The 15,479-nt window shown below is 59.6% G+C and carries 7 protein-coding genes; 4 read left to right on the top strand and 3 right to left on the bottom strand.

All coding sequences use genetic code 11. The features are described 5' to 3' along the window. Window positions 1-20: 20 nt before the first annotated feature. A complete protein-coding gene (locus AC2I9W_RS15245; protein ID WP_486410771.1) occupies window positions 21-365 on the top strand; it encodes a DUF4148 domain-containing protein in 345 nt (114 codons plus the stop codon). Window positions 366-465: 100 nt separating this feature from the next. On the opposite strand, the gene cadR is transcribed toward AC2I9W_RS15245, so the two are convergent. Further along, window positions 466-900 carry a Cd(II)/Pb(II)-responsive transcriptional regulator gene (cadR, locus tag AC2I9W_RS15240; protein WP_486410770.1) on the bottom strand — a complete coding sequence of 145 codons (435 nt, stop codon included), beginning with the start codon at window positions 898-900 and terminating at the stop codon, window positions 466-468. 114 nt (window positions 901-1,014) lie between these two features. Beyond that, entirely contained in the window at window positions 1,015-1,398 is a 384-nt protein-coding gene (locus AC2I9W_RS15235) for a hypothetical protein (protein ID WP_486410769.1), read from the bottom strand. Between AC2I9W_RS15235 and AC2I9W_RS15230 the strand changes: the two genes are divergently transcribed. Beyond that, a complete protein-coding gene (locus AC2I9W_RS15230) occupies window positions 1,397-3,478 on the top strand; it encodes a heavy metal translocating P-type ATPase (protein WP_486410825.1) in 2,082 nt (693 codons plus the stop codon). The genes AC2I9W_RS15235 and AC2I9W_RS15230 overlap by 2 nt on opposite strands. 287 nt (window positions 3,479-3,765) lie before the next feature. Here the strand turns inward: AC2I9W_RS15230 and AC2I9W_RS15225 are convergent, their stop codons facing one another. Continuing rightward, window positions 3,766-4,380, bottom strand: coding sequence for a hypothetical protein (locus AC2I9W_RS15225; RefSeq protein ID WP_486410768.1), 615 nt, complete (start codon window positions 4,378-4,380; stop codon window positions 3,766-3,768). A 265-nt stretch (window positions 4,381-4,645) separates the two neighbouring features. On the opposite strand from AC2I9W_RS15225, the gene AC2I9W_RS15220 reads away from it, so the two are divergent. Continuing rightward, entirely contained in the window at window positions 4,646-5,086 is a 441-nt protein-coding gene (locus AC2I9W_RS15220) for a hypothetical protein (RefSeq protein WP_486410767.1), read from the top strand. Window positions 5,087-5,290: 204 nt separating this feature from the next. Then, window positions 5,291-15,286: a PLxRFG domain-containing protein gene (locus AC2I9W_RS15215; RefSeq protein ID WP_486410766.1), complete on the top strand. Its 9,996-nt coding sequence runs from the start codon at window positions 5,291-5,293 to the stop codon at window positions 15,284-15,286. The last annotated feature ends 193 nt before the right edge of the window (window positions 15,287-15,479 follow it).

Below are 15,479 nucleotides of genomic sequence, written 5' to 3'. Positions count from 1 at the left end.
GACTGAAAGGTAACGCAGATATGCAAAAGTCCCGCACCTCTATCCTTCTTTCCATGACCTTAGCCGCACTGTCCATGACTGCGATGAATGCAGCTTCTGCCAACGGCTACATTCACTCGACCAATACAGAGAAAGGATACGTTGTCTACCCTGAACATTTCAAGAGCGACAAAACACGCGAACAAGTCCAGGCAGAAGCAGCAGAACTTGTAAAGAATGGAGGTGCCGACTCTTTCCGCGGTAACAAGTATCCGCGAGCGAACAGTGCTGAGGCGTCGAGCAAAACCCGCCAGCAGGTGATTGACGAGCTAGTCAATGAAAGTCCTGCGCAACGGAAAGCCCGTGAAGCTATGTACCGAGGCTAGGTCACCTAACTGCAAGGTAGCTCATCAGGTCGCTTTTCATTCATGCGCAACAACAAAAATGAATTTGCTGCTAGCGGGGTTCGTATGGACAGGAACCTGCTTAACGAATATGAAGCTGCTGTTTGGATGAGCTGACTTCAGTTTTGGTTTCTGCCAACCCGGCAAGAATTCCACAATGCTCGACATTCTGAGGACCGCGGCAACGGGTCCTCAGTTCCTTCAGCTGGTCTTCAAGAATGCGTAGTTCGTTAATGCGGAGTGCTACGTGACCGATGTGTTCTTCCAGCAATTTGTCTACCGTTGTGCAGTCTTCCGTTGGGCCATCTTTGTACAGAAGAAGTGCTCGCACCTCATCCAAAGACATCTTCAGTCCACGGCAATTGCGAATGAACTTCAGCCGTTCCAAGTGCTGGGCCTCGTACATGCGGTAGTTGCTCTGTGTTCGCATTGGGGCGGGCAACAGGCCTTCGCGCTCGTAATAGCGGATGGTTTCCACCGGGGTAGCGGAGACTGACGCCAGTTCACCGATTTTCATATCGCTTGCTTTCAAAACCACATCGACCGGAAGTTTATCGGGAAACGCTTGACTCTGTAGTCACTACAGGGTTTCAAATCGATGCAACAGGATTCACCATATAACCATGTCGCTTCAAACTTCAGACCCCGATACATCCAGGGCACGTGATGTCTCACAAGGAACCTGCTGCGCATCGACTACGTGCTGCGACGCAGGCGCAACGGTCAAGTCCGCCTGCACAGAGTCAACGAAGGAAACGCCAGTGGCGACGACAAGCTGCTGTGCTCCTGGCGGATGCGCCGAAACGGCAGAGAAGTCGCCGGTGGTGGTTGCCAAAGCGATGGACTCATGTGGCTGTGGACCCTCGGCACCGATTCCACTTTCGCCTGCACAAACACCTGCGCATGTGGAGGCAAGCTGCTGCTCTGGTGGCGCATGTTCGGGAGACAGTTCCGCTTCGTCGTCCGGGTTGAATGTCTCGGCGGATGGCGGTTTGCTGCTGCGCATTCCTGCCATGGATTGTCCTGTGGAAGAAGCGCAAATCCGCAAGGTTCTTGAAGGAGTGGCCAGCGTCAAACGACTTCAGTTCGATTTGCCAGCGCGCACTTTGAAAATCGACGCGGTCCCCGAGGAATGGGTGGCGGTCTCAGCCATGATTCAATCAGCGGGCTTCAAGACGGAGATGCTGTCGACTCCACCGTCCGTTGCAGATGTCAAGAAAGCTCAGCGCAGCGAGCTGTTTCGATTGATTGCGGCACTCATGGTTGCAGCATCGGCCGAATTGCTGCATCTGCTGTCACCGGAATCTTCCATCTGGAAGATTGCAGGCATGGCTGTTGCCGCGGTCGCAATCGCTTTGTCCGGTCTCGGGGTTTTCAAGAAGGGACTTGCAGCGCTCTTTCGCGGTCAATTGAACATCAACGCATTGATGAGCGTGGCGGTAATTGGTGCCTTCGTCATCGGCCAATGGCCGGAAGCCGCCATGGTGATGGCGTTGTACTCGCTTGCCGAGTTGATTGAAGCGCGCTCCGTTGAACGCGCACGCAATGCCATCGCACAATTGCTGGCACTGTCACCTCCGCAAATTGAAGTGAAGCAGGTCGATGGCTCCTGGCAGGTTCAGGATGCCAAGATGGTTGCTGTCGGTTCGCTCGCACGGGTGAAGCCGGGTGAACGCTTTGCATTGGATGGCATAGTCACCACCGGGCAAAGCGCGGTCGACCAATCCTCAGTGACCGGCGAAAGCATTCCCGTGGACAAGGCCCCTGGAGACACTGTGTTCGCGGGTACCATCAATCAAAGCGGTTCGCTGGAATTCACTGTCAACAAGCTGTCCACTGACACGGTACTGGCCCGCATCATTCACGCCGTGGAAGAAGCGCAAGGTCAGCGTGCGCCCATGCAGCGCTTCGTGGACCAGTTCGCGGCCATCTACACACCCGCCGTGTTCGTGCTAGCCATCGCCGTTGCGGTAGTGCCACCGCTGATGCTGGGCTGGCCGTTGCTGACCGCCATCTACAAAGCGCTCGTGCTGCTCGTGATTGCTTGTCCCTGCGCATTGGTCATCTCGACACCGGTCACCGTGGTGAGCGGGCTGTCGGCTGCTGCTCGCAGAGGCATTCTTGTCAAAGGTGGGGTGTACCTTGAAGAGGCTCGCAAGCTGCGCGTTGTGGCGCTCGACAAGACTGGGACTATTACTGCCGGAACGCCGAAGCTGGTGGACACTCGATTCCTGTCATCGTTGCAAAGTGATGAACGCATTCAAAGCATTGCCAAAAGCCTCGCAGGTCGCTCAGACCACCCTGTATCCAAGGCTGTTGCTTCTGGGATTGATGGTGCCACCGTTGACGTCGAGAACTTTGCCGCAGAACTTGGCCGGGGTGTTCGCGGCGACATCGACGGACAGACCTACGTTCTTGGCAACCATCGCTGGATTCACGAGCGGGGTCAATGTTCAGACGCCGTTGAAACTCTCATGCTCGACATGGAAAATCAGGGCAAAACCGTATCCGTGCTCGCCGGCCCTGCAGGCGTTCTCGGCTTGTTCGCAGTGGCTGATACGACCAAGGAGTCGAGCAAACAGGCAGTAGCCGAACTGAAGGCCCTGGGCATCCGCACAGTCATGCTGACCGGCGACAACGAGGCAACAGCGCGTGCCATCGCAGCCCAGGTGGGCATTGACGACGTGAAGGCCAACTTGCTGCCTGAAGACAAGCTCAAAGTCATCAACGGACTGGTTGCCAAGCAATCTGTTGGCATGGTCGGTGATGGCGTCAACGATTCTCCGAGTCTGGCTGCCGCCTCCATTGGATTCTCGATGGGTGGCGCCGGAACGGATATCGCCAAAGAGGCGGCGGACGTCCTCATCATGAATGACGATTTGCGTCGTGTGCCAGAGACTGTCTTGCTCTCGAAGAGAACCTACTCGATTCTGTGGCAGAACATCATCTTGGCGCTGGGAATCAAAGCGGTGTTCTTTGTGCTCGCTGTCTTTGGCAACGCCTCGATGTGGATGGCCGTGTTTGCAGACATGGGAGCGAGCCTGCTGGTGGTGTTCAATGGACTCCGGTTACTACGCCTACCCTCAAAAAAATAGGTGCTCGCTTTGATGTCGAATGTCTGCCTGCACCGGATGCGGGAAGGTCCGCTTTGGGTCGTTTGCTGCCGTCCAAGTTGACCGGCTGTGTATCCACGTAATTTTGTTGCCTGTCCACGAGTTCTGGAGCCGGTGATCAAGTAAGACTGGAATCCGTAGGCTGTATCACTTCAGCTCACTCTGTTGCCGTTGGGTTTACGTCAAAGTACAAAAAAGCCCAGCACTTTTCTTGAAGGCTGGGCTTTTTCGTCATGCGGTCGCTGATGAGGCTGCCGCCAGGTGCTCAATTACTTTCTGTACAGCTTCTCGTGCATCCAACCGTTATTGGTCAGTACTAGGGTGGCTTTGCCCTTGACTTCATCCGAGGTGAGTGCAGCCACTTGTGGGAATTCAGTAACCATGGCTTCATTCTTGGCCCATTCGGCTAGATCGCGTACCTTGTAGTTGAAATCCACGCGGGAAATCTTCATTCCCATCACGTCGCTAGGGGGTGTGAAGTTGGTCACATTACCCATTTCATACTTGCCAGTGCAGAACTTGGAATTACGTCCAGGCTTGGAGGGCTGCAGATATTTCTCTCCTAGTTCAGTGACTTGGAATTCTGTACCTCGAACTAATTTATTGGAGAAGAGCGCTTTGACCTCAGTAGGCTTCGTCGAAAGCAGGCCTGCAGCAGCCAAGGCCTCAGCCTTTTTTCGCTGGAAAGATTTCTGGCCAGGATTGTCCCCATCTTGCAAAGAAAAAGGAGCCGCATTTGCTGGCAGGTCTACGCATAGCTGCTGGGTATCTAAGTAAGGCTGAATAGCCTTCTTGAAGTTGCTCTCTGTCGCATCCTGAGGGCTTCCGCACGCAGCCAGAATCACGCCGAGGGCAGCAACTGCAACACTTTTGATGATCTTCATCAGGTCTTTCTCTTGGTTGAAAGCGTAAAAGTCTATAGCACTAGGCTGTCTATTAGGTTGACTTCGGATAGGCATGAACATGCGAAGCCTGACGCCTTCAGGTAAATCCTTAGCCTAACCAGACGATGAACGATAGGAGAGCTACTGCCAATATTTTCCCAACCCTAAAACGACCTGGAGACATTTAGCCGGAGTTTTTAGGCCGCATCGGGAAATACTCAGTTTTCCCCTGCTTTCATTTCCAGTGATTACCCAGGAGGCAACTATGGAAGCCATCAAGACGGCTCGAGACTTCTTTGACGCTTGTGAAATGCAATTTTTGGGGTGGGCTGGCTGTAAGGAATATGTGGCCGATGGGGCAACCTTTCACAGTGCCGCAGGTAGTTACAGCGGTATCCATACGATCGAGGCGTATTGCGAGCAAATTCACGCGGCTTTCAGCACTGTCTTTGCTGGATCAAGCGGGGTAGTACATGCGGTTGCTTTCGACCCTGAAGCGCGCGTAGTGCTGATGTATGGTGACTCACTGGCACACCATACAGGCGCTGGTGGACCCATCCCTGCGACTATGAAGAAAGCCACGATTCCCTTTGTTTTTGCGCTCCATATGAATGAATCTGGAAAGATCAAGCATTTGGAGAAGGTCTATGACGAGGCCTCTGGCCGAGTCCAGCTCGGTTGGCCGCCGCTTGCCGTGGCCGCTTGACCGGCCTGCAGTCTTGAGCTGAATGTCCCCCGCTAGGGTTGGACGCTGTGCCTGCTCTGAGGTGTCATCGCGGGTATGCAAAAAGATGACTTCAATCCGGCACGCTCAGTCCCTGCGGAGGGAGGCAGTGGTGACTTCAACCCTTCCAGGGCTGTCCCATTTCAAGAGCCGCCATCGCGCGGCCTCAAAGGATGGGCAAAGGATTTGGGCGCGGGCACACTCGATTTAGCGATTGGAGTTCCCGAGGCTGCCGTCGGTTTGCTCGACATTCCGACTGGTGGTCGTGTAGGCAAGTTTTTAGAGAATGAGGGTGGCTCGTTCGGCTTCCGTCCCAAGCAGGCGCGAGAAATCACAAGCAAGCTGTACTCAGATGCTACCCAAGCTGCAGAGCAGAAGTTTCAGGATGCGGACGGAATTGTCGATAAGGCGGCGGTAGCACTCCAGAATCCGAGCGTAATTGCCAAGGGCATTGGCACCTCGTTGGGTCTGATGGGGGCAGGTGGTGTAGTCGGGCGCGGTGCTTTGGCTGCCACCCGTCTGGGTCAGATGGGAGCCAAGGGCGCGGCCATGGCTGGCGCTGCTGGTGAAGGCGTGGTGGGGGCAGGCTCTGCCGCCGAGCAAATCCGCCAAGAAACCGATGATGGTCTGCTGAACGGCAAGCAAGCCGGCTTGGCAGCTGCGACTGGCCTGACTACGGGCGCTCTGGGCTTTGCGGGCAACAAGGTTGCTAACCGCCTTGGCATTGGCGATGCCGACATGATGATGGCCCAGGGCAAAAAGGGCATGGCCAAGGATGCCGCCGAGCGCGCGACAGCTGCCGCCGTGAACCCGCTGGCGCAGCCCGCCCAGAAAAGCATTCTTCGCCAGATGGGCGAGGGCGCGATTGCCGAAGGTGTGCTGGAAGAACTGCCGCAGTCTGTGTCTGAGCAGATTCTGCAGAACGAGGCTTTGGGCAAGTCTTGGTCTGAGGGGCTGGATGACGCTGTGGTGATGGGCATTCTGTCGGGCGGTGCCATGGGGGCAGGCGCGGCAGGCTATCGCGGTTTCACTGACAAGCAAATCCGTGATGCGGCCAAGGCCCAGCAGGAAGCGGCTGCAGCTTCTGGTGCACCGGGTGCAGATGCCAAGCCAGCAGATGCGAACTGGACAACCAGCGCCGGCGCGGCAGGTGAGCTGCAGCCTGGCACGGCCCCAGCCTCTGAGGCCAATGCGCCCAACCTGGACTATGAAACCTTGCCCGGCGCGGCTGCTGAGTCCGTGGGCAACGAAATTCCTTTTGAGCGTGAATTCGACACCGGTGGCCTGAGCCTGCAGAGCACTGAACCTGTCGCTGTTCCCCCTGTGCTGGACCATGAGGACTTGCGCGAAAAGAGCGGGCTGGTCATGCCGGCCCAGCTCGATACAGGGCGCATTGAGGTCGATACCGGCCTGGCACCGTTGTCCAATGCAGCACCTGCGCGCCAGTGGGATACCGGGAATCTGAGCCTGGTGGGCGATGCGCAGCCCCAGCAGCAGGTGCCATTGAGCCAGCGCATGGGCCTCAATCCCAATGCAGGCGCGCTGTCCAAGGCGGCAGTCATGGCCGTGGATTCTGGGGCTTCGCCAGTGGTGCAGTCCCAGTCAGCTCCTGCAGCCGCGCAGCCACCAGTGCAGCAGCAGGCCGCGCCAGAGGTGCCCGCTGGTGTGGACCCGGATACCGGAGAAATCAGCCTGCAGGCCCAGATGAATGAGGTCAAGGACCGCATTGCCTATATGCAGCAGCAGGGTGCGGCCCAGGGCTGGAACAAGGAAATGGTGGCCCAGCGCAATGCATTGCAAACCCAGCTCACCAAGCTGGAGGTGCAGGCCGCTAAGGGCTCCAAGCAGGGCGCATCGACCACGGGCGCGCCAGCACCAGCCGCGCTGACCGGCATTACCCAGATTCTGGCCAAGCAGATCCCCGACATGAGCGCGGGCGAGATGCAGCAGGCCATTGCCCATTACGGCCCCAATCACAAGCGCACGAAAAAACTGGAAAAAGCACTCCAGGCGCTTGCGCAGAAACCGCTTACAGCTATCAACGAAGGAGCAACAACCAATGCCAATCAAGCCGATCAAGCCCAGCAAAGCAGCCCGCAATCAGCGCAAGCAGGAGCAGCGCAAGCAAGCGCGCCTGCAACCCAGTCTGCAGCCCAAGGAGTAGCCACCAATGCCACCCCAGCTCAACACGATGGAGCGCAAGCGCCAGTCGCGCCTCCAGCGAAAAGCCAAGCGGCAAGCCCGCAAGCAGCGCCAGCCAAGCAGGTAAGCGCCGCTGAGTCGATTGCCAAGGAGGGCAATGCCCAGCGCGAGCAAGAGCTTCAGCGTCAGCTGGATGCTTCGGAGCGCTGGACACGCATGACCACGATAGAGCGCCAAGCCGTGGCCGGCAATGCACCCGGTCTGAACGCGATTGCCCGCAAGAACCTGCACACGCGAGCCTGGGCAGACATTGGCGAGAAGACACGCGCCAAGCTGGTGGAGTCTTTGGTGAATCCAAGTGCGGGCATTGCTGATAAAGCGCCAGAAGCTATCGAAAGTGAAGCAAAGGCAGCGCCTGCAGCGTTGTCCGGACAAGCTCAGAACATGGGCGATGCCAAGGCGTTCGCGCCAGAGTCAGGCACTCTGGGAATTCCGCGCGCTGACATGCCCCAGGTGCCAACGGCCAGCCATGGCGGTCTGGTCAAGCACCTGAATGCCCAGGGCATTGCCCATGAAACCAAGACCGTGGACGCGGCAGACCTCAAGCCCACACAGGCAGAGTATTCCCCTGCCAAGGTGGAAGCCGCCAAGAGCGCGACAGGTGACAGGGCGGTGATTGTTTCCAGTGACGGCCACATCATTGATGGTCACCACCAGGCTGTCGCGGCAGCCGAGGAAGGCAAGCAGGTCAAGACCATCGTGCTGGATGCACCGGTGGAGAAGGCGCTGGAGGCGGTGAAGGCTTCGCCCAGCGCGAGTGCTGAGAACGCTGCGCCAGCGCAGAAGGCGCCTAAGTCAGTGCCTCAGAAAATGAAGGAGGCCAAGGCAGCAAAGGAAGAAGCCGCGACGGAGAAGCCTAAGAGCGTTCCGGCCAAGATGCGCGAAGCCAATGCGGAGAAAGTTAAAGAGAAGATCGCCAAGGTTTCAGACAACTTCCTCAATGGCGCAGTACAGGGCGACACCATCACGCCTTCCGCTGACTTTGACTATCTGACGGGTGGCAAGCCCGTGATGATCGAGAGCATTTCTCCCAAGGGTGAGGTTCATGTGTATGACCCAGTAGGTGGTGGGCGTACATCCTTTAAGGCAGATATGGCCTCTGCTCGGAGAGTGATGTTTGAGGTGACAAAGCCAGCCGATAAGGTGAAGCCTTCTGTCGAGGCTGCCTCTTACCTGGATCGCCATAACGCCATCGAAGACGGTATCAATGCGGGCACTCTGGAGCTTGATGACTACAAGAGCGCTTTTGCTGAGCTGGAGGCCAATCAAGATGCGGTGCTGGCTGAGCTGAGCAAGCTGACCAAGGCTCAACTGCTCAAGGCGGGCGGGGCCATGTTCACCTATCGCATGAAGGACGACAAGAAGGACGCCATTGTGCTGGCGGCCTACCAGAAGATGCTGGACACCTATGCACTGGGGCGCAGTTATGGGACCAGCAGCTATTTCCTGTCAGCCGCATCCATTGCCAAGAACAAGGCGGACAAGGCCCGGGCATTGCGCGAGCTGGTGGGCAACACCACGGCAGAGGATCTGGCCGCCCGCGCCGCAGAAATCAAGGCCGCGCGCGATGAGGTCAAGGCCCAGCGTGACGCGGCTGCCGAGGCGCTGGCCAACCCCAAGAGCTTGCAGGATTTCCGGGGCTTTATGCGCCACTGGATGGATCGCGGCGAAACCATGAACCAGGCCTATCTGCGCCTGAGCCCCGAACAGCGCCAGCAGTATGACGCGCTGGAAGCGGCGCAGAGCAAGGAGGCCCGAGAAGCTGCCAAGCGCCGCGCCCAGGTGAGCGTGGTCAGCGCCGGCAACACCACGGCGGGCGAGGTGATTGCCACCAAGCACACCAAGCACGGGCATGACCTGTATGTGGTGCAGCTGGCCGAGCGCGTGGAGCGTGACGCCTACGACACCCTCAACAGCAGCGCCAAGCGCATGGGCGGCAGCTACAGCAGCTACCGGGGCAATGGTGCGGTACCAGGCTTTCAGTTCCGCACCCGCGAGGCGGCAGAGGCCTTCCAGAAGCTGGTGGGCGGCGATACCGCACAGGCTCAGGAGCTGGCAAACCAGCGCCGCGATGCCTTTGACGACGACAAGAGCCAGACCGCTGCCGAGCGCCTGCGCACTATGGCCGACGCGCTGGACGAGCGCGCCACAGAAGCGCTGGGGGCAGACCGCAAGGTGAATACGGCCCGCCGCGCCCGTTTTGCGGCTTCGGCCGACGCGGCAGCTCGCAGCCAGCAGGCGCTGGCCGGCACCATGCGCAATATTGCCCAAGCTATTGATGCCGGTACCACGCAGTTTCTGGATGGCGTGCGCCAGCGGGTGCAGGTGGAGTACCTGATCGGGCAGCTGCGCACTGCCAAGAGCAACCAGTTGCAGGCCAAGTACCCTGACTATGGCGAGCGCATGAAACGCCAGGGCGAACCCATTGACGCGGAAACTGTGGACTTTGCCGCCTTCCCCACCTATGAGATGTACCGAAGCGACTGGGCCAGTCTGGCGCGTCAGCTGCTGGCGCTGGACGGTGGCAAGAAGCTGGGCGCCACGCTGGCCCGCCATACCGACGATGTGACCGAGGCCTATACCGACTGGGCCAAGGAGAACTTGCTGCGTGTGAGCCACTTTGGCAGCAAGCACCAGGGCGGCTTCGCAGAATTTGCGAGCAAGGACGACGCAGAGAGCGCCATCAAACGCAGTGGTCTGGTGGGCAAGGCGGTGGTGCTGCCCATCAAGCGTGGCCAGAACCGGGTGATTCTGTCGCCCAGCGAGGCCATGCAGCAGGGGCTGTGGCAGGGCGATGGCGACAAGCGTATGAGCATTGGCGCTGAGTTCATCGAGGATCTGGTGAAGCTGGGCAAGCGCAAGGGCTCCAAGGCGCTGGCCTTGCCCTGGCAGCTGGAGAGCGCCTACGAAAACCGCCAGCGTCTGCAACGCATGGGCATTTTGACGCGCGCCGAGTTCCGCTCGGCCCTGCGTGAGCTGGCATCGCTGCAGCAGGAAATGGCTACACCCGACCGCATCAAGGAGCTTGAGCGCTCCATGGTGGGCCGCGCCAATGACGGCCTGGACTTCTTTCCAACCAGTCCTGCAGTGGTGCAAAGCATGCTGGACGCGGCGGAAATTTCCGAAGGTATGGCAGTGCTGGAGCCGTCGGCGGGCATGGGACATATTGCTGATGCCATCGTGGCAGAAACCGGCGTGTGGCCGGACGTGGTGGAGATTTCTGGCCAGCGCCGCGAGCTGCTGGAGGCCAAGGGGTTCCATCTGGCCGAGGTCAATGACTTCCTGAACATGGAGCCGCGCCGTTTCTTCACCTATGGCGATACCTTCCGAGCGCCCGATGGCGTCGAGGGCATCATGCGCGGAGTGGGCGGCATGGGCAGCCAGCGTGTGCGCCTGGAAGACAAGGACGGCAACCGCCTGGGTCTTTACGACCGAGGCGAGCTGACCGGCATTGGCCAGAACGGCACATGGTCTGGGTATGACCGCATCATCATGAACCCGCCATTCTCGGATGGCCGCGACATTGCCCACGTTCAACATGCCTACAGCCTGCTGCGCCCCGGCGGACGCATTGTGGCCATCATGGGTGAGGGCGCTTTCTTCCAGTCCAACAAGCGGGCCGAAGCCTTCCGCGACTGGCTGGATGAGCGCGGCGCCACCAATGAAAAGCTGCCAGAAGGCAGTTTCATGGACCCGAGCCTGCCGGTCAACACAGGCGTGGCTGCGCGCATGGTGGTGATCGACAAGCCTGCGGGCGATATGCAACTGGCTCCGCGCGCTGTAGAAGCAGACTCCGCAAACTACGAGGGCGCGGCCCAGCGACGCCCTGCCAGCGCCCAGTACAAGGCCGTGATGCAGGCCATCGCAGAGGGCAAGAGCGCCCGCGATGTGCTGCGCGTGGTGGCCAGTGGCTCCAAAGACCCGTTCTTGCGCCAAGTCGCGCGTCTGCTGCTCAAGTCCGGCATTACGCCGAATATCGAGTTCGGCCACATTGGCAAGAGCAAGGGCAACCCCATCCACGGCCAGTACCGTGGCAAGACTGACACCATTGCCATCGCGGGCAGTGCCGAGTACGCGGCAGAGCGCATCTTTATGCACGAGGCCATGCACGCGGCCACCATGCGTGCCCTGGCCAAGCCGGGCCTGGCACGTCTGCAGCTGCAAAAGCTGGCAGCGCATGTGCGCAAGCAGCCGGGCGTGGCAGGGTTCTACGGGATCTCGGACAAGAACGGCAATGTGGATGAGTTCGTGGCCGAAGTTTTCACGAATCCCGACTTCCAGGCCGCACTGCGCAAGATGAAGGCGCCGACGGGCAGCACTATCAAGAGCGCTTGGGACGGCTTTGTGCGAATCTTGCGCTCCATCCTGGGCCTGCCCAACGAATCTACCAATGCACTGTCGCAGGCTCTGAAGCTGGGGGTGGCGGCTATGCGCGAGGACATGGCGCTGCGCAAGCAGGGGACGCGTAGCAGTAGTAGCGCGCAGATGGTTGAGGAATCGCGCGATTTGCAGCGGGCGCGCGTTCTGCAGGGGGCGCCGGTTTCGGTGTTGAATCTGGAGGATGTTCCCGCCGGCGGCTATGCGGCGATTGAGCAGTGGGCGGCGGATCTGTTCGCGCGCCAAGGCGGTGTGGCAAGTAACCCGGAGATCGGTGAGGTGGTGCTGGATGCCCGTTCTGCCAAGGGCTCTTTGGCGCATGGCGGGGCCAACGCGGCCAAGAAAGCTGCCTTCGCGGCCGTCAAGGATGTGATTGAGAAGGGGGCGCTGGTCTACAGCACGACTGTGGGCAACAAGGACAGCTTTTACGTGTCTGCGCCTGTGAGCTTGTCTGGCAGAGACAACATCGTGACGGTGCTGGTACGCCGTGACCACAACACGCAGCGCATGTATCTGCACAGCGTTTCGCTCAAAGAAAATCTCCTGAACCCGAGAGTATCCAGTGTTGATGCAGCCAAGGCGGCATCCGAACGGTCTGGCTCAACGAGTTCAGGAGACGAGGCCAGTGTAGCAAACGAGGTTCAGCGCATCAAGGCATCGGCCGCCGATGTGGCCCGTGAGCTCAATCGTTTGCTGAAACTGGATACCAGTGAAGGCGATGTAGCCAACTTCGGTGCAGACGACTTCACCCGGATCAAGACCAGCGCCCTGGACCAGTTGAGCAAGACCTTTACCCATGAGGGCAAGGTATCGCTGTGGGATAAGTCGGTGGGCACCATGCGCCACCTGGCCGAGCGCGTGCCAGCCTTCAAGCCGGTGTACGAGGCAGCAAGCCAGAACATTGACGATGTGAGCATGCTGGCCAACGATGCTGCCAATATGGCGCCACGCATCCTGCCCCGTGTGGAAACCCTGGCCGACCTGCGCAAAAAGCCTGTCTCTGTAGCCGACAACAAGGCAGTGGCCAAGCCGCTGTTTGAAGGGACCTTGATCTGGGCGCGCGACGAGAACGGTAAGCCCACCCTGGTGGACGACCTGCAAAAGCGCTATGCCAATCTGTCGGCTCATAACAAGGCGGCCATGCTGCTCAAGCACGGCAAGATTGATGCGGGCGTGCTGGCCATGTGGCAAGGCCTGCCGGCGGAGCAGTTTGAGAAGCTGATTAACTCTCGTTTTGAGAGCAAACTACTCAAGCCCGGTATTGTCTGGAGCGATGCTGAGCTTAAATCTCAGTTCGGCGCGACGGACAACCAGATCAGCCTGTACCGTGAAACGCGCGCGGCGATTGACCGCTCCATCGACATGACGGCGCGCACCGACATGCTGCGTGTGGTGGGCGACAAGTACGAGGCCATGCGCGAGGCGGTGCTGGATCAGCCCTCCGTGGAGTCTGCCGCCCAGCTGCTGCTGGACACCCTGGCGCAGGACGCTAAGGCCGACCCTGACTCGGCAGACCGCCTGGGCCTGTACATGCAGCAGATCAAGAGCCGCATGGAAACAGCCGCGGACTTGCAAAAAGCGGGCTATGCCCCTCTGACCCGTTTTGGCCGGTACACCGTGGATGTGGTGGACGCCAACGGCGAGCGCCAATATTTCGGCATGTATGAGAGCCAGCGAGAGTCCAATTTGGCCAAGATGCAGCTGGCCTCTGAGTTCAAGGGCGCGACCATCACCCAGGGCACCATGAGTGCAGAAGCCTACAAACTGTTTGCCGGCGTGACGCCTGAGACGCTGGAGCAGTTCGGGGAAATGCTGGGGCTCAAGGCCGAGGGCAATGAAGCCCAGGACAAGGCTTTCCAAGAGTTCCTGAAGCTGACCAAGAACAACCACAACGCGATGAAGCGCCTGATTCACCGCAAGGGCGTGGCAGGTTTCAGCGAGGACGTAGGCCGGGTGGTGGCTAGCTTTGTGTACTCCAATGCACGCGCCGGGGCCATGGGCTTGAACGCGGGGAAGATGGACAAGGCCATTGGCGCGATTCCCAAGGAGCAAGGCGAGCTCAAGGATCTGGCCATGGGTCTGCGCAGCTATATCCGCGACCCGCAGGAAGAAGGCCAGGCCGTGCGCGGCATGCTGTTTGCCCAGTACCTGGGCGGCTCCATCGCTTCGGCCTTTGTGAACACGACCCAGCCATTTGCGGTCACGCTGCCCTGGCTGAGCCAGTACGGCGGCATGAAGAAGGCCAGCGCGCAACTGGCCCGTGCCCTCAAGGATATGGCGACCAAGGGCCACCAGTACGAGGCGGACTTGGCCAAGGCGCTGCAGTCTGCCGAGGATGACGGCACCGTGAGCCCCCAGGAAATCCACCAGCTGATGGCCCAGGCGCGCGGCTCGGGCATGCTGCGCTCGGGTGATGGCACCAAGGCAGGCGACATGCGCGCCAAGGCGGGCAACCTGTGGGAGCAGGGCAAGGTGCTGTGGGGTCAGCCCTTTGCACTGGCTGAGCAGTTCAACCGCCGCTCTACATTTATTGCGGCCTACCGCACGGCCAAGGAGCAGGGGATTGCCAACCCGGCAGAGTTCGCCCGCCAGGCGGTGCTGGAGACGCAGTTTGTCTATTCCAAGGCCAACAAGCCGCGCTGGGCTCGTGGGGCGGTGGGCGGGACGCTGTTTACCTTCAAGACCTACTCGGTCAGCTATCTGGAGCTGATGCAGCGCATGTGGACACAAGGCGGACCCGAGGGCAAGCGCGCTGTGGGCTGGGCCTTGGCCATGCTGGTGCTGATGAGTGGCGCCGGTGGCGTGCCTTTCATGGAGGACGCCGAGGATCTGATTGACGGAGCCGGTCAGCTCATGGGCTACAACATCAGCGCCAAGCAGTGGCGCAAGGAGCTGCTGGCCAGCGTGGTGGGCAAGGAGCTGGCGGACTTCATGGAGCAGGGCGTCTCGGGCCTGCCTGGGGCACCCATTGATGTGTCGGGGCGTCTGGGCATGGGCAACCTGCTGCCCGGTACCGGCCTGTTCCTGAACAAGCCCAATCGTGAACGCGACCTGATGGAAATGGTGGGCCCAGCCGGTGATCTGGTGGCGCGCGGCTTTACGGGTGCTCGCAAACTGCTGGGCGGCGATGTGGCCGGCGCGGCGCTGGAAGTCTCGCCCACCGCCGTGCGCAACTTGGCCAAGGGCGCCGACATGGCCGCCACGGGCATGTACCGCGACACCAAGGGCTACAAGGTGATCGATACGACGCTGGCCGAAGCAGCGGCGAAAGCGATTGGCTTCCAGCCCAAGACCGTGGCCGAGGTGCAGGAGGCCAATAGCTTCATGCAGCGCAGCAAGTCCTTCTATATCCAGACCAGCTCTGAAATCAAAGCACAGTGGGCAGACGCGCTGTTCCGCAAGGACGAGGTGGCACTGGAGCGGGTGCGCGAGCGCCTGGCCAAATGGAACCGCGACAACCCGGAGCAGCCCATCGTGGTGAAGATGCCGGATGTGTGGAAGCGCGTGCGCGAAATGGGCAAGGACCGCAGCGACCGCATTGCGGATACTGCGCCCAAGGCACTGCGCGAGCAGATGCGGGAGCTGGCGGCGTCAAGGGGCTAGTGGAGTAGGGGGGCAATCTGTGGCGAAGAACTTCACTTTGGATAAAAGCGACAAGCGCCAACAGCAGATCGAAGTTTCTCCCACCGGTTTTTGAGTCCGTCATCTGGCAACAGTTCAGGCTTTTTTGTAGGTCAGCGCCTGTCCATCGGTTCGGAAATTCACCCCAATCCCGTGCAATACTCACCCTCGTGCG

It is taken from the genome of Comamonas sp. FUJ_7 (genome assembly GCF_057369555.1).
The sequence above is the reverse complement of the archived record's forward strand: the minus strand, read 5'-3'. Positions and strand labels throughout refer to the sequence as shown.

Excerpts from the sequence above, each read along its gene's own strand:
- AC2I9W_RS15245 (WP_486410771.1), top strand. The coding sequence starts at position 21 with ATGCAAAAGTCCCGCACCTCTATCCTTCTTTCCATGACCTTAGCCGCA.
- AC2I9W_RS15220 (WP_486410767.1), top strand. The coding sequence starts at position 4,646 with ATGGAAGCCATCAAGACGGCTCGAGACTTCTTTGACGCTTGTGAAATG.
- cadR (WP_486410770.1), bottom strand. The coding sequence starts at position 900 with ATGAAAATCGGTGAACTGGCGTCAGTCTCCGCTACCCCGGTGGAAACC.
- AC2I9W_RS15225 (WP_486410768.1), bottom strand. The coding sequence starts at position 4,380 with ATGAAGATCATCAAAAGTGTTGCAGTTGCTGCCCTCGGCGTGATTCTG.
- AC2I9W_RS15230 (WP_486410825.1), top strand. The coding sequence starts at position 1,397 with ATGGATTGTCCTGTGGAAGAAGCGCAAATCCGCAAGGTTCTTGAAGGA.
- AC2I9W_RS15235 (WP_486410769.1), bottom strand. The coding sequence starts at position 1,398 with ATGGCAGGAATGCGCAGCAGCAAACCGCCATCCGCCGAGACATTCAAC.